Origin of the sequence: Streptomyces sp. NPDC050423 (genome assembly GCF_040655445.1) — a bacterium.
Classification (GTDB): domain Bacteria; phylum Actinomycetota; class Actinomycetes; order Streptomycetales; family Streptomycetaceae; genus Streptomyces.
On record NZ_JBFAJY010000005.1, the window covers coordinates 27651 to 45433 of the forward strand.

At 70.5% G+C, this 17783-nt stretch carries 18 protein-coding genes and 3 pseudogenes; 11 read left to right on the forward strand and 10 right to left on the reverse strand.

Annotated features, from left to right (window positions below):
* Positions 1-131: 131 nt before the first annotated feature.
* Positions 132-390: pseudogene (locus AB0I52_RS05590) on the reverse strand (hypothetical protein); the annotation flags it as partial.
* Between the two features lie 343 nt (positions 391-733).
* Between AB0I52_RS05590 and AB0I52_RS05595 the strand changes: the two are divergent.
* The 7 genes from AB0I52_RS05595 (at position 734) to AB0I52_RS05625 (ending at position 7660) form a co-directional block, all read left to right on the forward strand.
* Positions 734-1651, forward strand: a complete 918-nt coding sequence (locus tag AB0I52_RS05595) for a ribokinase (RefSeq protein WP_363069206.1) — start codon at positions 734-736, stop codon at positions 1649-1651.
* Positions 1648-2685 carry an ABC transporter permease gene (locus AB0I52_RS05600; protein WP_362958693.1) on the forward strand — a complete coding sequence of 346 codons (1038 nt, stop codon included), beginning with the start codon at positions 1648-1650 and terminating at the stop codon, positions 2683-2685. Before AB0I52_RS05595 ends, AB0I52_RS05600 begins: the two co-directional genes overlap by 4 nt.
* Before the next feature lie 130 nt (positions 2686-2815).
* Entirely contained in the window at positions 2816-3841 is a 1026-nt protein-coding gene (locus AB0I52_RS05605; RefSeq protein ID WP_363069208.1) for a substrate-binding domain-containing protein, read from the forward strand.
* The gene (locus tag AB0I52_RS05610) at positions 3841-5409 is read left to right on the forward strand and encodes a sugar ABC transporter ATP-binding protein (RefSeq protein ID WP_363069210.1); all 1569 of its coding nucleotides are present in this window, start codon (positions 3841-3843) and stop codon (positions 5407-5409) included. The genes AB0I52_RS05605 and AB0I52_RS05610 overlap by 1 nt, the downstream gene beginning before the upstream one ends.
* A gap of 95 nt (positions 5410-5504) precedes the next feature.
* A complete protein-coding gene (gene rbsD / locus AB0I52_RS05615) occupies positions 5505-5960 on the forward strand; it encodes a D-ribose pyranase (RefSeq protein ID WP_362958702.1) in 456 nt (151 codons plus the stop codon).
* 124 nt (positions 5961-6084) lie between these two features.
* Positions 6085-6798: a deoxyribose-phosphate aldolase gene (deoC, locus tag AB0I52_RS05620; RefSeq protein WP_363069212.1), complete on the forward strand. Its 714-nt coding sequence runs from the start codon at positions 6085-6087 to the stop codon at positions 6796-6798.
* A 103-nt stretch (positions 6799-6901) separates the two neighbouring features.
* Positions 6902-7660 (forward strand): GntR family transcriptional regulator, encoded by a 759-nt coding sequence (locus AB0I52_RS05625; protein ID WP_363069214.1) that lies wholly within the window; start codon positions 6902-6904, stop codon positions 7658-7660.
* Between the two features lie 189 nt (positions 7661-7849).
* On the opposite strand, the gene AB0I52_RS05630 is transcribed toward AB0I52_RS05625, so the two are convergent.
* Positions 7850-7984: a hypothetical protein gene (locus tag AB0I52_RS05630; RefSeq protein WP_363069216.1), complete on the reverse strand. Its 135-nt coding sequence runs from the start codon at positions 7982-7984 to the stop codon at positions 7850-7852.
* Between the two features lie 535 nt (positions 7985-8519).
* Between AB0I52_RS05630 and AB0I52_RS05635 the strand changes: the two genes are divergently transcribed.
* Entirely contained in the window at positions 8520-9749 is a 1230-nt protein-coding gene (locus tag AB0I52_RS05635) for an MFS transporter (RefSeq protein ID WP_363069217.1), read from the forward strand.
* A 64-nt stretch (positions 9750-9813) separates the two neighbouring features.
* Here the strand turns inward: AB0I52_RS05635 and AB0I52_RS05640 are convergent, their stop codons facing one another.
* From AB0I52_RS05640 to AB0I52_RS05655, 4 genes and pseudogenes are all read right to left on the reverse strand, one after another.
* A complete protein-coding gene (locus tag AB0I52_RS05640) occupies positions 9814-11139 on the reverse strand; it encodes an MFS transporter (protein ID WP_363069218.1) in 1326 nt (441 codons plus the stop codon).
* 158 nt (positions 11140-11297) lie between these two features.
* Entirely contained in the window at positions 11298-11663 is a 366-nt protein-coding gene (locus tag AB0I52_RS05645; protein WP_363069504.1) for a methyltransferase domain-containing protein, read from the reverse strand.
* A 160-nt stretch (positions 11664-11823) separates the two neighbouring features.
* Positions 11824-12130, reverse strand: a pseudogene (locus AB0I52_RS05650) (dihydrofolate reductase family protein); the annotation flags it as partial.
* 198 nt (positions 12131-12328) lie between these two features.
* Positions 12329-12835: a GNAT family N-acetyltransferase gene (locus AB0I52_RS05655; RefSeq protein ID WP_363069220.1), complete on the reverse strand. Its 507-nt coding sequence runs from the start codon at positions 12833-12835 to the stop codon at positions 12329-12331.
* Between the two features lie 220 nt (positions 12836-13055).
* Here AB0I52_RS05655 and AB0I52_RS05660 point away from each other — a divergent pair, with 220 nt between their 5' ends.
* The 3 genes from AB0I52_RS05660 to AB0I52_RS05670 all read left to right on the forward strand — a co-directional run bounded on the left by AB0I52_RS05660 (position 13056) and on the right by AB0I52_RS05670 (position 14433).
* Positions 13056-13496: a hypothetical protein gene (locus AB0I52_RS05660; protein ID WP_363069222.1), complete on the forward strand. Its 441-nt coding sequence runs from the start codon at positions 13056-13058 to the stop codon at positions 13494-13496.
* Positions 13497-13624: 128 nt separating this feature from the next.
* The gene (locus tag AB0I52_RS05665) at positions 13625-14170 is read left to right on the forward strand and encodes a methyltransferase domain-containing protein (RefSeq protein ID WP_363069224.1); all 546 of its coding nucleotides are present in this window, start codon (positions 13625-13627) and stop codon (positions 14168-14170) included.
* A 38-nt stretch (positions 14171-14208) separates the two neighbouring features.
* Positions 14209-14433 carry a DUF2277 domain-containing protein gene (locus AB0I52_RS05670; protein WP_362958731.1) on the forward strand — a complete coding sequence of 75 codons (225 nt, stop codon included), beginning with the start codon at positions 14209-14211 and terminating at the stop codon, positions 14431-14433.
* On the opposite strand, the gene AB0I52_RS05675 is transcribed toward AB0I52_RS05670, so the two are convergent.
* The 4 genes and pseudogenes from AB0I52_RS05675 to AB0I52_RS05690 form a co-directional block, all read right to left on the reverse strand.
* Complete coding sequence (locus AB0I52_RS05675) at positions 14420-15103, reverse strand: VTT domain-containing protein (protein WP_363069226.1); 684 nt, start codon at positions 15101-15103, stop codon at positions 14420-14422. The two genes, AB0I52_RS05670 and AB0I52_RS05675, sit on opposite strands and share 14 nt — an antisense overlap.
* Positions 15104-15409: 306 nt before the next feature.
* The gene (locus AB0I52_RS05680) at positions 15410-15886 is read right to left on the reverse strand and encodes a DoxX family protein (protein WP_363069228.1); all 477 of its coding nucleotides are present in this window, start codon (positions 15884-15886) and stop codon (positions 15410-15412) included.
* 82 nt (positions 15887-15968) lie between these two features.
* Positions 15969-16782: pseudogene (locus AB0I52_RS05685) on the reverse strand (alkaline phosphatase family protein); the annotation flags it as partial.
* Between the two features lie 163 nt (positions 16783-16945).
* A complete protein-coding gene (locus tag AB0I52_RS05690; RefSeq protein ID WP_363069230.1) occupies positions 16946-17590 on the reverse strand; it encodes an HNH endonuclease family protein in 645 nt (214 codons plus the stop codon).
* Between the last annotated feature and the right edge of the window lie 193 nt (positions 17591-17783).

Consider the following 17783-nt stretch of genomic DNA (forward strand, 5'->3'; position numbering starts at 1 on the left):
GGACCACGCGCCGGACGGGGCGCGGTGGGCGGGAGCAGAGTTCGCCGGGAGCGGCCTGGCCGGTCCTTCCAGTCGGACTTCCGGCGCTCGGCGAGGTCCCGGAACCACGGCCAGTTCCGGTCCGCGTACACGGAGTTGACGGTGGCGACGCCGGCCCAGGCGACGACGAGGCCCTCGATACCGACGTTGGCGGCGCCGATCGCCGATCGTCGACAGCGGGACCGCCGGGGCCCGGTGAGAAGGCTCCGAAGCCGAACCGTTCACCGAAGTTGCTCATGGACGGCTGTGATGACCAGGCGCCCCGGGCGACGACGACGCGCTGTTCCGCGAGATGGCGCCGGACGAGGGCGGACTCGTACTCCGCCCCGGCTCGCTGCGGGCGTGCAGGATGGCATCGAGCTCCCTTTTGAGCTCCGAGTCGCGGGCTTGCGTGGTTCGCCACCGTACGAATCAGAGGTGCGCCGGCCAGTAGGCCCAGCACTCCTGTTTCACCCCGGGTTCCCCCGTCCGCATCGCGCCGGGCACGGCCCGCCCCGGTAGCGGAGCGGAGGGGCCCGCGACGGCACGCCCGGTGACGCGGGCCTCCGAGGAGTTCCGCGGGGCGGCGGGCGGGGCTGCTTACTCTCGGGTGGCGATGTCCGACATTCGGCTTCCGTCCGACCGTTGACTATGGACATCCCTATACATAGGCTCTGGCTTGTCCATGGTTGTCCATACACAAAGCGGTGTGTCGATGAAGATCGCAGTTGTCGGAAGTTATGGAGCCGGCCTCACCATGCGGGTGCCCAAGGCCCCTGCGGCGGGCGAGACCGTCTCGGGCGGTCTGTTCGATCCGGGTGCCGGCGGCAAGGGCAGTAATCAGGCCATCGGCGCCGCCCGGCTGGGGGCCGAGGTCTCCCTGCTCACCGCTGTGGGCGACGACGAGTTCGGAAGGTCCGCACGGGAGCTGTGGCGGCGTGAGGGAGTCGGAGCCGGGCATGTACTGACCGCGGGGGCGCCCACCATGGTCGGGTTCATCCTGGTCGAGCCGTCCGGGGAGAATCGCATCGCCATCGCCCCGGGCGCCCTGGACGAACTGGACGCCGCCGCTGTCGAGTCCTTCCGTGCCGAGATCGCCTCCGCCGACATCCTGGTCGTCTCGATGGAGATCCCCGAGGAAGCCGTGGTCGCCGCGCTCCGTGCCGGCCGCGAATCCGGCACGCGGACCCTGCTCAACCCGGCGCCCGCCCGGCCGCTCCCGGATGAGTGCTGGCCGCTCATCGACGTACTCACGCCCAACCAGACAGAGGCACCCGTCATCCTGGGCCTCGATGAGGGGCACAGCCTCGGCGACGAGGAACTGGCCCGCGCGCTGCACGAGCGCACCGGGGGCATCGTCGTCATCACCCGGGGTGGTGAGGGTGCACTGGTCGCCCAAACTTCCGGGATCACCCGTGTACCGCCTCACCCGGCCCGGACCGTGGTCGACACCACGGGGGCGGGCGACTCCTTCACCGCCGCGTTCGCCGTCGCGCTGGCCGAGGGGCAACCCGTCGACCGGGCCGTGGAGTTCGCCGCCGTCGCGGGCTCCCACACCGTGTCGATCGCGGGCGTCGTACCCGCCCTCCCCAGCAGAGACCAGCTGCACGCCCTGATTGGAAACGCCTCGTGACCTCGACAGTCTCCAAGCCGCCGACCACCGGGGCGCCATCGCCCGGTGAGTCCGCCCGGCAGTTCCCGCTCGCCCTGCGCCGGATGCTGCACGCGCGTGAGGCCGGTGTGTTCGCCGCGCTCGTCCTGCTCTTCCTGCTGGGCACCGTGCTCTCGCCGAGCTTCGCCCAGTCCGACAACCTGCTCTCGGTGGGCCAGCAGATCGCGCAGATCGGGATCATGGCCGTCGGGGCGACCTTCGTCATCCTCAACGGGGAGATCGACCTCTCGGTCGGCTCCACCTACGCGCTGTCCGCGATCTCCACCGGAATGCTCATCTCGGACGGCTGGAACTGGCCCACGGCCATGCTCGTCGGACTGGCGGTGGGAGCCCTGGCCGGGCTCCTCAACGGGCTGGCCGTGGTGGTGCTGGGCGTACCGTCCTTCATCGTCACCCTGGGTACGCTCAGCGTCTTCCGCGGTATCGCCCTGCTCATCTCTGACGGCGCCCCGATCTCGCTGAGCTCCTCCCAGTCCGGCGTTGCGGACTTCAACCTCCTCGGCCAGGGACGGCTGTTCGGCCTGGTGCCCATGCAGTTCGTCTTCTTCGCGGCCGTAGCCGCGGTCGGTGTGGTCCTGCTGGCTCGTTCGCGCTTCGGCTTCAACACCTACGCGGTCGGCGGCAACCAGGAGGCGGCCCGGCTCGTCGGCGTCAACGTCAAGCGGGTCAAGCTCACCGCCTTCGTCCTCTCCGGCTTCACCGCGGGACTCGCGGGAGTCCTCGGCCTGTCCTTCCTCTCCTATGTGCAGGGCGTGACCGGCCAGGGACTGGAACTCACCGTCATCTCCGCCGTGATCATCGGCGGTGCCGCACTCTTCGGCGGCTCGGGCACCATGTGGGGCACCGTCATCGGCGTCGCCTTCATCGGTCTGCTGCAGAACATCCTCAACATCAAGGGGATCTCCTCCTTCTGGCAGACCGTGGTCACCGGTCTCGTCATCGTCGCCGCGGTCGCGGCCGACACCTGGCAGCGAAAGCGCAAGAGCCGCGCCTGAGTACGCCCCTGAGACGGGTGCCCGCCCTGAGACGGGTGCCCGCCCCGCCGGTGCCGCCGCCCCCGAGAGCCGGTCACCGCCGCCCCACCTCCGCACTTCCCCGTCCCACGGACATGACGAAGGAGTCACGATGTCCCCGCGTATCCTCCTCAGATCCCTCAGCGCCGCGACAGCCGCCGCCGCGGCCCTCGCCCTCACCGCGTGCGGCGCCATCACCGCCGACGACGCCACCGGCTCCGACGACGGCTCCTTCAAGATCGCCTCGTACATCCAGCAGCGGATCGACGACGACAAGCCGATGCGCATCAAGCTGAGCTACCACGACCCGTCCCTCGCCTTCGCCACACCGATCAGCTCGGGCATGAAGCGGGCCGGCAAGGAGCTCGGGGCCGACGTCTCCCTCATCGGTCCCACCGGTGGCGACGCCGCCAAGCAGGTCTCCGAGATCCAGACGCTCATCCAGCAGAAGGCCGTGGACGGGCTCGCCGTCTCCTCCGCCTCCAGCGACGCGCTCAAGCCGGTCATCAGCCAGGCCCACAAGGCCGGCATCCCGATCGTCTCGTTCAACACCGACAACCCCGACTCCCAGCAGATGGGCTTCGTCGGCCAGGACCTCAAGGGCTCCGGCAAGTCCCAGGCCGAAGCGCTCCGCAAGAACCTGAACGGGGACGTCAAGGGCAAGTCCGTGGTGGTCTTCTCCGTCGACACCGGTGCCGGCTGGTCGCACGATCGCTTCAACGGCTTCAAGGAGGGCCTGGACGGAAGCGGCCTGAAGATCGTCGGACCGGTGAACGTCGGCAACGAACCCAGCTCCGCCTACAACACCGTCGAGTCCACCATGTCCGGCCAGTCCGGCGTCGTCGCCATCGCGGGTCTGGACTGCTGTTCGACCACGGCCGCCGCCAAGTGGGTCGCCCAGTCCGGCCAGGCGGACGACATCACGATGGGCGGCTTCGACCTGCTCACCCAGACGGCCGAGTACATCAGCCGCGGGGTCCTGAACTTCACCATCAGCCAGAACCCGTCCGAACAGGGCTACCAGGCGGTGAAGGTGCTGCACGACTTCCTCTCCAAGGGCACCGAGATCAAGGGCGTGGACACCGGCGCGGAGTTCATCACCCGCGACAACCTCGCCGACGCGACGCTGGAGGACTGATGACCACCGCACCCCGAGACGCCTCCCCGGGGGGCCCGGCCCGCCCCGAGGACCCGGGCGCCGCCGGCCAGGCCGTCCGTGTCCGCGGACTCTCCCGTAACTTCGGCCCGGTCCGCGCCCTGCACGACGTCTCCTTCGACGTCCCCGCGGGCGATATCACCGCACTGCTGGGGGAGAACGGAGCCGGCAAGTCGACCCTGCTGAAGATCCTGGCGGGACTCCAGCCCCCCAGCGAAGGCAGCGTCACCGTCTTCGGCGACGAGGTCACCTCCTTCGAGCCGAGCACGATGCTCGACCGGCACGGAGTCGCGATCGTCCCCCAGGAACTGTCGCTGCTGCCCGACCGCACCGTGGCGGAGAACGTGCTCAGCGGCGTCGAGCCGGGCAACCGCTGGTTCCCCTCGCGGCGCCGCATGCTGGAGCGCACCACCGAGCTCCTCGCCGAACTGGACCTCAGCCTGGACCCGAACGCCTCCGTCCGCACTCTGGACCTGGCCACCCAGCAGCTCATCGTGGTGGCCCGCTCCATCGCCCGGGGCTGCCGCCTGCTGATCCTGGACGAACCGACGGCGATGCTCACCCCGGCCGAGGCCGACCGGCTGTTCAGCCTGATGGACAATCTCAAGAAGGGCGGGACGACCATGCTCTACGTCTCGCACCGTATGCCCGAGGTCTTCCGCCTGGCCGACCACATCCAGGTGCTGCGCGACGGCGCCCACGTCGCCGGCTGGCGCAGCGCTGACACCACCCCCGATCAGGCGGTGGCCGCGATGGTCGGCCGCGAACTGGGCCAGTTCACCCGCCGCGCGGTGCGTGAGACCGGACCGGCCGCCGAGCCTGCCCTGAAGGTGAGGGAACTGAGCGGCAGACGACACCGCGGTGTCACCTTCGACCTGCGCCCCGGTGAAATCCTCGGCGTGGCCGGACTGCCCGACTCCGGCCGGGTGGAACTGCTGCACAACCTCTTCGGAGGGGACCCCGGCACCGGCGGCACCGTCGAACTGCTGGGCGAGCCCTACGAACAGCGCAACCCCATCGCCAGCGTCGAACGCCGACTGGCGTTCGTCCCCGGTGAGCGCCGCGCCCAGGGCCTGCTCACCACCATGAGTGTCGGCGAGAACATCGGCGTGCTCACCACGAAGACGTTCAGCCGGCTCGGCCTCGTGCGCCGCCGCGCGTTCGACTCGGCCGCGACCGAGCAGGCGCAGCGGCTGAGGGTGAAGACGGCCACCATGAGCCAGCCCATCACCAGCCTGTCCGGCGGCAACCAGCAGAAGGCCGTGCTGGGACGCTGGCTGGCGATCAACCCGGGGGTGCTGATCCTCGACGAGCCCACGCGCGGCGTGGACATCGGCGCGAAGGCGGAGATCTACGCGCAGCTGTCCGCGCTCGCGGAGAAGGGCCTGGCGATCCTCTGCTCCTCCTCCGATCTGCCCGAACTGCTCACCCTGACCGACCGGATCGCGGTGATGAGCGAGGGCCGCCTGGTGGCCGTCGTCGACACCGCCGAGGCCACCGAGGAATCCGTCATGACCCTCGCCACCGGTGCGGTGCCGTCCGCGGCCTGAGACGAGCCGTCCGGGGACACCGCACCCGAGAGCCCCGGCCCCCGACATCAGATGGCCACCGGGCCACGACCGCCCCTGCTGAAAGGAATTCGACCATGAAACGCTCCGGCATCCTCAACGCCGAACTGAGCGGGGTCCTGGCCACGCTCGGCCACACCGACCTGCTGCTCGTCGTGGACGCGGGCTTCCCCGTGCCGCGCGACACGCACCGTATCGACCTCGCCCTCGCCGAGAACCTGCCCGACCTGCGGACGGTGCTCGGCCTGATCGCCGACGAACTCGTCGTCGAGGGCGTGGTCCGGGCCGAGGACGTCCCCACCCACAACCCCCGGCTCGACACCTGGCTGCACGAACGCTTCGCCGACGCCGAGTTCACCACCCGTCCGCACGCGGAGGTGCTCGGAGACCTGGCCCGGCAGGCCAAGGCCGTCGTACGCACCGGAGCCTTCGAGCCCTGGGGCAACATCGGCCTGTACTGCGGTGTCGACGCCCCCCGGTGGTTCGGTGGAGAGGGCGTCGTCGTGTCGGAGCAGTACGCCTCCAAGCTCTGAGCCACCCCGGCCCGTCCGCGGGAGCCGTGCCGGCTCACGTCAATCCGCGGCGGGCCGCATGGAGAACACCCGGCGGCCGATCCGCCGGCCCCCCGTCGCTTTCGACCCTACGGAGATCACCCCCATGTCCGAGACCATCGCCACCCCCGCCGAACTCACCCTCACCCCGGCAGAGATGGCGCCCTACATCCAGCACACCAAGATCGATCCGGACGCGACCCGCGACCAGATGATCGCCCACGCCCAGGAGGCCGTCACCCACGGCTTCAACGCCGCGATGGTGCCCGCCTCCTGGCTGCCCGTCGTGGTCGCGGAGCTGAGCGGCACCGGCATCGAGGTGGCCTCCGCCCTGGACTTCCCGACCGTCGGCGTCATGACCAGCGCAGGAAAGGCCGCCGAGGCCGCCGAGATCGCCCGGCTCGGGGCGACCCAGCTCGACATAGGCGTCCAGGTCGGCTGGCTCAAGAGCGGACGCTACGACGACTTCCGTGAGGACATCGCCGGCGTCGTCCGCGCCTCGGGCCTGCCCGTTAAGGTCATGCTGGAACTGCCGCTGCTCACTGACGAGGAGAAGGAGGCCGCCGTCGAACTCGCCATGGAGGCCGGCGTCGCCTTCCTGAAGAACGCCAGCAGCGGACAGATCGAGACAGCGAACCCGGCCAGCGTTCGCTACCTTGTTGACCGAGCGCGGGACGGAGTCCGGGTGAAGGCATCCGGTTCGATCAAGAGCTACCGGCAGGGGCTTGATCTCCTGCGCGCGGGTGCCTCCCTGCTCGGGACCAGCGCCGGCCTGGCGATCATCACCGACACCGGTGACGAGGAGACCGTCAGCTACTGACCAGCCACCACCGCCGTACCCCGGCCGCCCCACCGGGGCCGGGGTGCGGCTCCCCGTCCACACCAGTCCTCCGGTGAAACCGGAAAGAGGAGATGCGACCACTGTGACGGCCGACAAAGGGGTTCTCCCAAGCATCAAGCGGGATGTCCCCACGGCGATCCACGTGCAAGTCTCGGAACACATCCGACTGCGTATCGCCAGCGGCGAGTGGCCGCCGCATTACCGCCTCAAGAGCGAGCCGGAACTGGCTCAGGAGTTCGGCGTCAGTCGCGGCACCCTGCGACGCGCGCTGACCACGCTCACCGAGGAGGGCCTGCTACGGCAGGTACGGGGGCGCGGCACCTTCGTCACCTCGACGGTGATCGAACCCGCCATCGCCCAGAAGCTGAGCACTCTGTCCGAGGATTTCGCCAGTCAGGGCGTCGTCACCACCACCTCGGTGCGGGAGTGCTCACTGATCATTCCGCCGCAGCCCGTCGCGGCCCTGCTGGACGTCGCTCCCGGTACCCAGGTACTGCGTTTGGTGCGGGTCCGCAGGACCGAGCAGGGGCCGGTCGCGTTGCTCTTCAACTTCGTACGCACCGATCTCGCACCCGGGATCGAGGAGGTGGACTTCACGTCCTCCAGTCTTTTCGGTGTCCTGGAGGACACCTACGGACTGAAGATCGCCACGGCCCGCCGCACCTTCAGCGCCGAGGCCGCCACCACGGGCGTCGCCGCCGCGCTCGATCTGAGCGAGGGCGACCCCGTGCAGTACCTCCAGCAGGTCACCTACCTCGCCGACGGCCGGCCGGTGGAGTACTCCGACGTCTGGATCCACAGCGGCCGGCTGCGGGTCACCTCGCTGCTGCTGCGCAGATGAGCGAGAAGGAGGGTACCGGACCGGCCCAGGGCGCCCGCCGCACGATCCGCCGGGCCGACCCGTGTCGCTCAATTGAGCGGCCAAATCGGGCTGTGGGAGTCGGAGCAGCCCAGGTAGGGGCACACTGGGCGTATGGCCCTACCTAGAACGCACCATTGCTCGGCCTGCGCGGACGGTGCCGCGCCGGACTCAGTCCACGAAGACCTTGTCGTCGGAGCACCGCTGTCCATGGAGGATCTCACCGACGCGCAGCGCCTCGACCGGTTCGCCCACAAGTATGCGCACGACGGCTGCCAGGTCAGAGAGGTCCGGCGGGTCTCGCATGACAACCTGAGCGGTTACGCCTGGTGCGTCCGCTTTGTCGAGAGTGCCTGACGGCTCTCGAAGAGACGGCTGCCGGATAGCCCGGGGGAGCTGCGCGAGTGAGGACCCCGGGTGCCTCGACGGTCCGCCGGGCGGAGCGGAGCCTGCTTCGCCCGGCGGCGGACGTCTCGGCGCAGTGCCGTCGTGAACGCGGCGCGGTGGGCTGTTGTGATTCCGGGATCGTGGTGGCAGACCGTCGGGTGCGCTCCGGCGAGCGCGCTGCCTCGGGTGGCGTCGTGCAGGTCCCGTAACAGGGCGCCGGCCGCGGCCACTTGCGGATGGGTTCACCGCTGGAATCGGGACGGCACCCAGCCGGGAAGGTAGCTGAGGACGTCGCGGCCCACCGGATCGTGGCCGAGATGGCGCGGTGCGCCGGTGAAGCCCTGGCGTATTCGACGTACTCCACCTCCTCCGCGCCCTTCACTGGGCCATTCTGTCGATACGCCGCTCCGTCGTTCTCCCGGCGGCGGGATGCGGTGCCATCGGCAGGAGGGCCATGACCACCACCGCCCGGCAGGAGCAGGGGGCACGCGGCGCGTCCCCGCTGCGGATACCGGCCTTTCGCCGATTCCTGCTCGCCCACCTCGTATCCGCGTCGGGTTCGGCGATGGCGCCCGTGGCGCTCGCGTTCGCCGTGATCGACCATGGCGGGGGCGCGCGGTCGCTCGGGATCGTGCTCGCCGCGAACACCGTGCCCACCCTGGTCTTCCTTCTCCTGGGCGGCGTGCTGGCGGACCGGATGTCCCGTAGCCGGATCCTCTTCCTCGGGAATCTCGGTGCCGGGCTGGCGCAGGCCACGGTCGGATTTCTGGTGGCGACGGGTGCGGCGACGACACTCGCGATCAGCGTCTGTGCCTGCTTCTCCGGGGTGTCGGCCGCCTTCATCGCGCCCGCTGCCCAGGGGATCGCGACTCGGCTCGTACCGAAGGAGCAACTGCAACAGGCGAATGCGCTGGTCCGGGTTCCCGGGAACGCCGTCAAGGTCATCGGGCCGGTCGCCGGCGGATTCGTCGTGGCGTTCTCGGGCCCTGCCTGGGCGCTCGGGTGGGACGCGGGTACGTTCGTGGCCGCCGCCCTTCTCCTGCTCGGGCTCCGGCTCGTCGGCTCCGTGCCGACCGGGCGCGGTGTGGTGGGCGATCTCCGTGCGGGCTGGGCCGGGTTCCGCTCGCGGAGCTGGTTGTGGAGCTACACCGTGGCCGGAACCGCGGTCGTGGCGGCCTGGCTGGCCGGTTACCAGGTGCTCGGGCCCCTCGTGGCGGCCGACAGCTATGCGGGTGCCCGTTCCTGGGGGCTGGTGCAGGGCGCCTTCGCCGCCGGACTTCTCGCGGGCACGTTCCTCTGCCTGGCCTGGAAGCCGCGACGGCTGATGCTGGTCTGCGTGGTGACCAGCGCGGCCATCATGCTTCCCCTGGCCGCGCTGGGACTGGAGCTGCCCCTCGCCTGGGTGGTCATGGCCGCCGTTCTCGCCGGGATCGGGCTGGACGTTGCGATCGTCTCCTGGTCCACGGTCATGCAACAGCAGGTACGCGACGAGGAGTTGGGGCGGCTCGGTGCGTTCAACGCGGTGGGCGAACACATCGCCGTCCCCATCGCTTACCTGCTGGTGGCGGTGGCCTCGAAGCACTGGGCCAGTCAGCACATTCTGTTGGTGTGTGCGGGAATCATCCTCGCCGCCACCCTGGCCAACGCGTGCGTGCGCGATGTGTACCGGATCAACCGGGCTTGAATCGCCGGTGGGACGGCGCGTGAGTCCGGCGGCCGCCCGCAGGTGTGGCTCTCCTGCTGGGCCGTCAGGTGCTTCCCGGCTGTCCGGCTGCCGGCCTTTGCTCCTCCGGGAGCGACTTCCCCAGGCGGGCCAGCGGGGACAGGGCCATGAACAGCGGGGACAGCGCCATGGCGGCGGCGGTGAGGAACAGGCTCGTACGCAGCCCCCACTGAACGGTCAGAAAGCCGCCCAGCAACGAGCCGAGCGGCGTCAGGCCCATGCCGGCGAAGTTGATCGTCGCCACGACCCGGCCCTGTATCCGGAGGGGCGTGACGGCCTGGCGTACGGCCATCGTCGTGACGTTGACCAGCTGACTGAACGTACCGAAAAGGAAGTTGACCCCCATGAGCGCCGGAAGTGTCAGGGCAGTGGAGCCGGGCAGCGCAGGTACGCAGAGCATCACGCCGTCGGCCAGTACCGCCGATGCCACCAGCACCGGGCCGAACCCGAGTCTCCCCGGCAGCCTCGCCGCCAGCAGCGAGCCCACGACCGCCCCGGGGCCCGTCGCCGCGAGCGCCAGGCCGACGGCCGTGCCCGACAGATGAAGTCCGCGGGGGAGGTAGAGCAGATAGACGGTCATCAGAGCGGCGAAGGAGAACTGATAGAGCGCCGAGGCCAGGCCGACTGCCCGCAAGGAGCTGTTGCCGGCGACGAAGCGGAGACCTTCGTGGATCTGCCGCCGGATGCGAGCAGATCCTTCGGGGTGCACCGGGAGCGGCTCGAGTGTGCGGATCCGGCAGATCGATACGGACGACACCACGAAGAAGAACGCACCGGCGAGGGTGGCGAGCGGTGCCGAGAACAGCGACACCAGCGTGCCGCCGAGCGCCGGGCCGCCGATCTGCGCCGCTGACCTGCTGCCCTCCAACGCGCTGTTGCCCTGCGCCAACTGGCCGCGTGCCACCAGCCGTACGAGCGAGGCCTGGTACGCCACGTCGAAGAACACGCTCAGTACGCCGACGAGCAGAGCGACCACGAGCAGTGCGGGCAGTCCGAGGGCGCCGAGCACGTAGGCGGTGGGAACCGCTGCCATCGCGAGCGCCCGGCCGCAGTCCGCCATGACCATCACCGTGCGGGAGCGCCTGCGGTCCACCCAGGCGCCGGCGAACAGCGAGAGCAGCAGGATCGGCGCCTGTTCCACCGCGCGCAGGGCGCCGAGCTGACCGGCCCCCGCGTCGAGAGACACCACAGCGACGAGCGGCAGGACCACCTGACCGGCCTGCGCCCCGAACTGGGAGGCGGTCTGGCCCACCCACAGCCGGCGGAAGTCGGCATCCCGCCACAGACTCGGCGGAGTGGGGCGGCAGGGGGGAGCGGGGTGGGGTTTGTCGGAGGTTCTGTCTGGAGACACGGGCGGCACGGGGACCCCTTGAGCTGCGGAGGGCAACGCTCGCCGGGCGGTGCGCGAAGAAGCGCACCGCCGAATCGGGCGAGAAAGGCTCGCTGTGCCGCGGAGTCAGACGGAGTCGGAGGCAGCACGCGATGACGGGTCGATCACGACCTGCAACGTCAGCGCGCGCTCGGGCGACCGGGCATCTCCAGCTCCTCAATAGCCGGTTGGTGATCGAAGGGTAGCCGCCGGTCCGCTTCGGCGGGAGCGAATCCGGAGGAGTGAATCGGGCGGCGGCGGAGGGTGTGGAACGTGGCGGCCATGGCGTCGCCCGGCTCGACGCCGATCACGTCAGCTCCGCGCTCACGCAGCAGGGCGGTGGCAATGCCGGTGCCCGCACCTACATCGGCAACGCGGGCACCTGGCAGGGGACGGCGCGTGAACTGTTCGACGAAGTCGAAGAGCGCGGGCGGATACGAAGGGCGGCCGGCCGCGTACTGGTCAGCGGCCGCGTTGAAGGAATGGGCGCGTGGGCCGACGGCTATTCCCGCATCATCGTCCCCCGCCCCGCCGAACGCCCGCCCCCGTGATCGTTCCCGGTCGTGATCCGCCGGACGGGCCCTGAGCCGGCTCACGGCCCGGCAGTGGCCGGCCGTCACCGCCGGCTACCGCCGGCAACCACTGGCCATCGCCGGTCACCCCTGGTCATCGCCTCCAGAACAGGAGGTGGGTGACTCCGCTGGGGCTCGGCACCGACTCGACGTGGAAGCGGTCGCGCAGGTCGGTGTGGCTCTCCCACAGCCGTTCGCCCCGACCCAGGTCGACGGGCGCCACGGCGATGTGCATCGTGTCGACCAGATCGGAAAGCATCGAGGAACTCGCGGATGGTGGCGACCCCGCCACCGAGGCGCACGTCCCGGCCGTCGGCGGCCTCCTTCGCGCGTGCCAGGGCCTCGGCCGGCTTCGCGTCGAGGAAGTGGAAGGTGGTGTCGGCCAGGGTGAAGGAGGGGCGAGCTCCGCGCCATGCACCTCGAAGGCCGTCCGCAGCCTGCCGACGGCGTCCTCGCCGAGCTCACCCTGGCCTACGAACGCGCTGTCTCCGAGAGCTGAATGCTGCCGAGTGCCGAGTGCCGAGTGCCGAGTGCCGAGTGCCGAGTGCCGGGTTCCAGGTGTGGGGTGCCGGTGGTCGGGTCGCAGCAGGGTCGGCCGTCTATCCGGCCGGCGGGGCCCCGCCGAGGTCCCGGGCCATCTGGGTACACATCGTCTCGTAACGGCGAACCGAGCCGTCCGGGGCCGGCTCGTCCCAGGAATCGGGCTGCCGGCCGTACGCCACGTACCCCAGGCGCTCGTACAGTGCGCGGGCACGCGGGTTGTCCTCCTCCACGCCGAGTTCGGCCCGCCGCAGGCCGCGGGAGGCGATCCGGCGCTCGGCGGCACCGATCAGGAACGTGCCGATCCCGCAGGACTGGAGCGCGGGATGGACCGCTAGTCGCCACAGCGTGCCCACGCCCTCCCGGGCGCCGTAGTCGACCCCGCCGATCGCCACCGGGATGCCCGACGGCGGACACACCGCCAGGTAGTCCACCTCGCCGCGCCGGGCCCGTGCCAGCTGTCCCGCGATGTTCTCCAGGTGGAGCGGCGAGCCCGACCACCCGCAGGAGTCCAGATCGCCGGGAACCAGATCGCGGGCCGAGAGCCTCAGTACGACGTCGGTCATCGTCACCACCTCCGGCCGGAAAGGATTCCTTCCGGGAGAGGCCCGTGACAAGCGGCGGATTTCCCCGGCCGGGCCGGGCGCCCCCGCACTCCGCCCGGCTCCGCGCCGCCCGCACCGGTTCCGTAGCGCCCTCACTCGTTCGGCTGCGCCCAAGTGGCCGCCTCCGTACGTGCCTACCAGGGTCGGTCTGACGTGCAGTTCCACCGGCCAAGGAGTTCCCATGGCACAGTCCGCGCCCACACCGGGTACGTCTCACTCGCATACGGCCGATCCGGGGGGCGTCAACCCCTGGGCGGCCGGCGGGACCATGTTCGCCGGCGTCCTGCTCATGGTCGACGGTGTTCTGGAGGCGATCAAGGGCATCGCCGGAATCGTGTCCAACACGGTCTACGCCCGGATCGACGACTACGTCTTCAAGTTCAATGTGACCGCCTGGGGCTGGATCCACGTGGCTCTCGGCATTCTCCTCGTCATCGTCGGCTGGGGAATCCTCAGGGGCTTCGGCTGGGCCCGCGGGATCGGCGTGGGGCTGGCGGCGCTCAACATGATCGCCAACTTCATGTGGCTGCCCTACCAGCCGATCTGGGCCGTGGTCTCCCTCGCCATCGACACCTTCGTGATCTGGGCCCTGTGCACGGATCGCTCGAAGGTGCTCATCTGAGGGCAACTTTTGAATGTTCATGGGAACGGCGTCGGCGTGCGGAGCCGGAGTGTTTGACCGGCACGCATGCCGGCGACTCTTGGTGTGGCCCGACCCGACCAGACCTCCTACATGCCCGTGACCGGGCCATGCTCACCCGGGCCCGTGAACGCACGGACGGCCTGCCTCGGGTGGAGATCCGTGAAGGCGACGCGCACGGCCTCCCCATCGAGTCGGGAACGGTGGACCGGGCCAAGATCGACCGGGTCCTCATGCATGTCGCCGAACCCGCGGACGCTCTCGCGCGGCTCCATCGCGTGACCCGGCCAGGGGCCCGGATCGGCCTTGCCGAGCCCGATTGGGACACCTTGATCGTCGATTCCGAGGATCTTGGGACGAGCCGTGCCTTCACCCGGTACACCGCTGAAGAAGCGGTCCGCAACGCGACGATCGGGCGGAGTCTCGCACGCCTCGCCGAGCAAGCCGGCTTCCGCGTGGAAACCGTGCGCGCGGCGGCGCCCGTCTTCCGGGACTTCCAGGAGGCCGACCACACCCTGGGCCTCGGCGGCAACATGCAGAAGGCCATCGACAAGGGTCTCGTCGGCCGGGACCGCGGCCACCGCTGGTTCACCGGCCTCGCCGCGGGGCCGTTCTACGCGTCGTTCACGCTCGTCAGCGTGATCTGCTCCCGCTGACCCGGGCCGTTGTCAGTGGCGCGGTCCACACTTGAGACATGTGCCGCAGTATCAAGACCCTTCGCCCGCCGGCCCTCCCCGAAGAGGCCACCGAGGAGGACATCCGCGCCGCCGCCCTGCAGTTCGTGCGCAAGGTGTCCGGCTTCCGTGCCCCGGCCGCGCACAACAGGGAAGTCTTCGACCGTGCCGTCGACGAGATCGCCGCGTCGACCGCCAGGCTGCTGGACGGTCTGGAAGTGCGGGGAGGTGTCAGGACGCCGTAGGGACGGAGGCCGGGGCGACGGTGGCAGCGGCAGCGGCGGCTGCCGCGGCGGGGCGCCGCATCAGCAGTGCGGCGAACGCACCCGCGACGAACAGCGCGAGGACCGACACCGCCGTGCCCAGCCAGCTCGCGCCGAGCCACTGGGCGCCGAAGTAGCCGAGGCCCACGCTGTAACCGGCCCAGGCCACACCAGCCACCGCGGACCACGGCAGGAATTCCTTCACCTTGCGGTGCGAGGCGCCCGCGCCCAGTGAGACGACCGAGCGTCCGGCCGGGGCGAAGCGGGCGATGACGACGAGGGCGCCGCCGCCGCGGCTCAGCGCGGCGCCGAGACGTTCCTGCGCGGAGGTGAGGCGGCGGGAACGGGCGATGGCGCGGTCCAGGCGTGCGCCACCGCGCCAGGCGAGCCGGTACGCGACGAGGTCGCCGATCACCGAGGCGCTGGCCGCACAGAGGATCAGGGCCAGGAGCGAGGGGACCTCGGTGACGTGGCGGGCGGCGCCCGCGGCGTCGGCGGCCACCGTGGTGGTGCCCGCGGCGGCGGCCGTGGCTGCCGTGATCACGAGGACACCGCTCGGCAGTACGGGGAGGAAGACGTCCAGAAGCACCGAGAGGGCGACCACAACGTAGATCCATGGGCTGCCGGTCAGCGCACCCACACTCTCAAGCACCTTCTACTCCCCGTATTAGTGACAACGCCGCGACGTCGCAGGGGAGCGGCAGGAGCGGCAGGGCCAGCTGTACAGCGTACGCCTGCCGTTCACCTGGAGATCCATATATATGCGTGATGTTGGGCACCCCACGTGTGTGCCACATGAGCCTGGTGTGTGCCTCGGGTGCGCGCCGGGAAGCGGTGCCTCGGGGGGTACGCCGGGAAGCGGCATTCCCGGTGTACCCCCCCGAGACGGCGTGGCGGGCCCGGTCGGCGCGGACCCGGCGGGTCGGACGGGTCAGGCGAGTCAGGCGGGTCGGACGGGTCAGGCGGCTACCGGGGCGGCCGGTTCAGCCGGTTCGGCCGGTTCGGGCGCGCGCTCCTCGGCGCGCCGTGCGACGGAGCGGGACGTGAACAGCCGGTCCAGGGCCAGGGCGCCGGGGCCGGTGAAGACGAGCAGCAGGAACACCCAGCTGTAGACGGCCGAGGGCTCGCCGCCGTTCTGCAGCGGGAAGAGCGCCCCGGGCTGGTGGACCTTGAAGTACGCGTACGCCATGGAGCCGGATGAGACCAGGGCGGCGACGCGGGTGCCGAGGCCAAGCACCACGAGGCTGCCGCCGACGAGCTGGATGACCGCCGCGTACCAGCCCGGCCAGGTGCCGGCGGGTATCGATCCGCCGCCCATGGCGCCGCCGAGGACGCCGAAGATCGAGGCGGCGCCGTGGCAGGCGAAGAGCAGGCCTACGACGATTCGGAAGAGCGCGAGGGCGTAGGGCTGGGCCCGATTCAGGCGTGTGTACATGGGGGGAGGCTCCTTCGGTCTAGTGGGGACGTGAACCGACTGAGCGCTACAGGTTAGGCAAACCTCACCAATACTTGCAAGTTCAACGTTTAGTTGACTGGCTGAAAGTAGACGGTCCGTCATCGGTCAGCGGGCGATCGAATACTGTCTGGAGCTGGGCCCCTGTCCTCATTGACGTGGCCTGAACCAATGGCGGCGCAGCTTTCCGGCCATGCGGTGTGAGCGTCATCAGCTGATTGCCGAACCGCGGCCCGTCCGTCTTGTGCCACCGGACCGGCGGTGTACCAGTGCGCCCGTGCCGTGCCGGCAGTCGGCCGAGCGGCCGCCCGGCCCGGCTCCGTCCGAAACGGGAGGCGGCCTCGATCGGGCCGGGGGGCGTGTTGTGCACGGGAGGGCAGGTCAGTCGCGGGACGCGGGCATCCGGCGCACCGCCGTGGGCCTCGGCGGGCCAGGTGGGTTCCGTGGTGTACGGCATGGTGCACATCGCCCGACAGCACGCATACCGTCGCCGGTGCGTCCGGGCCGCCGCCTGCCTCCCGGATCAGCGCTGTCAGTTGCCCGAACGAATCGGGGAAAGCGGCCCGATGCTCCAGGTCGGAGCGCTGCCGCAGGTACGCGCCGACGCGTGCCCGGCGGCCGTCCGGCCCGCCCCGCTCGCCCCGGCACGGCGCGGAGCTCCACTGTTCCCCGTCGTGTACCAGTGGAGGCGGCGGCCACGGAAGCGAGGCGCCGATCAGGGGATGGCCGAAGGAACCGGGCCCGGACGGCGCCTCCTCGCGCGGCCACCGCGCCTCCCGCGGGCGGGGCGTCGCCCGCTGCTGCTCGTCGGGCACCCGGGCCGCGCGGCTGTCCACCACGAGCGCCCGTACTCGGCCGAAAATGCGTCGGTGGCTCCGGTGGGGCGGCGGCCCGGCCGCGCGGTGCTCCTCGCGTCGTTCCGTACGGACGGATTCCGTACGCGTTGATCGTGCGGCGGGTTCGTGCCGTACGGAACGACGGGGGAGCGCGGGGCGGTTCCGGGGGTGGCGGTCAGCGGGACGGCCGCCGTTCAGTGATCGTTCAGCAGCCGTTGAGCACGGACTGCAGTGCGGACTTCTCGGCCGAGTCGACGGTCAGGTCGTAGTAGTGCTTCACGTGCACCCAGGCGCGTGCGTACGTGCACTGGTACGCGGTGCGCGACGGGAGCCACTTCGCGGGGTCCTTGTCGCCCTTGGACTGGTTGACGTTGTCGGTGACCGCGATGAGCTGGGGGCGCGTCAGGTCGTTGGCGTACGCCTGGCGTTGGGCGGTGGTCCAGCTCGATGCGCCGGACCGCCAGGCCTCGGCCAGCGGGACCATGTGGTCGATGTCCAGATCGGATGCGGCGGTCCAGGTGGCCCCGTCGTACTCCGAGTACCAACTGCCGCTCACGGCGGCGCAGCTGGAGTCCTGCGTCACGTTGGTGCCGTCCCGCTTCAGCACCACCTCGCGGGTGTTGCAGGTGCCGGACTGGGTGATCCAGTGCGGGAACTTGGCCCTGCTGTATCCGCTCGACGAGCCCTCTGCCTGGACGGTCAGCTGGCTCAGATAGGTGCGGGCGGTGGACGCGGCCACCGGGGTGGGCATAGCGGCCTGGGCGCCGGGAGCGTTGAGCAGCCCGGTGCTTGCGGCGAGGGCGGCTGATGCGGCGAGGACGGCGATGCGACGCGCGTAGACACCTGACATGCGAACTCCCTTGATGTGGGGGGACCTTGGGCGGGCCGTCCGGAACGGCCCGGCCATCGTGGCGGCGCGAGGTTTCCGTGGGGTGGGCGCCAGGTAACAGAGTGGCGACATGCGCACGTCACATCAAGGGTTCTGACGAAGAGGGTCGGTGTGCGGGGGCGTACGCATGTGTGTGCGCGGGCGTACGGAACTG

Bases quoted from the DNA above. Each gene is read 5' to 3' on its own strand.
- AB0I52_RS05595 (WP_363069206.1), top strand. From the start codon at position 734: ATGAAGATCGCAGTTGTCGGAAGTTATGGAGCCGGCCTCACCATGCGG.
- AB0I52_RS05605 (WP_363069208.1), top strand. From the start codon at position 2,816: ATGTCCCCGCGTATCCTCCTCAGATCCCTCAGCGCCGCGACAGCCGCC.
- AB0I52_RS05610 (WP_363069210.1), top strand. From the start codon at position 3,841: ATGACCACCGCACCCCGAGACGCCTCCCCGGGGGGCCCGGCCCGCCCC.
- rbsD (WP_362958702.1), top strand. From the start codon at position 5,505: ATGAAACGCTCCGGCATCCTCAACGCCGAACTGAGCGGGGTCCTGGCC.
- deoC (WP_363069212.1), top strand. From the start codon at position 6,085: ATGTCCGAGACCATCGCCACCCCCGCCGAACTCACCCTCACCCCGGCA.
- AB0I52_RS05630 (WP_363069216.1), bottom strand. From the start codon at position 7,984: ATGCGAGACCCGCCGGACCTCTCTGACCTGGCAGCCGTCGTGCGCATA.
- AB0I52_RS05635 (WP_363069217.1), top strand. From the start codon at position 8,520: ATGACCACCACCGCCCGGCAGGAGCAGGGGGCACGCGGCGCGTCCCCG.
- AB0I52_RS05655 (WP_363069220.1), bottom strand. From the start codon at position 12,835: ATGACCGACGTCGTACTGAGGCTCTCGGCCCGCGATCTGGTTCCCGGC.
- AB0I52_RS05660 (WP_363069222.1), top strand. From the start codon at position 13,056: ATGGCACAGTCCGCGCCCACACCGGGTACGTCTCACTCGCATACGGCC.
- AB0I52_RS05665 (WP_363069224.1), top strand. From the start codon at position 13,625: ATGCTCACCCGGGCCCGTGAACGCACGGACGGCCTGCCTCGGGTGGAG.
- AB0I52_RS05670 (WP_362958731.1), top strand. From the start codon at position 14,209: ATGTGCCGCAGTATCAAGACCCTTCGCCCGCCGGCCCTCCCCGAAGAG.
- AB0I52_RS05680 (WP_363069228.1), bottom strand. From the start codon at position 15,886: ATGTACACACGCCTGAATCGGGCCCAGCCCTACGCCCTCGCGCTCTTC.
- AB0I52_RS05690 (WP_363069230.1), bottom strand. From the start codon at position 17,590: ATGTCAGGTGTCTACGCGCGTCGCATCGCCGTCCTCGCCGCATCAGCC.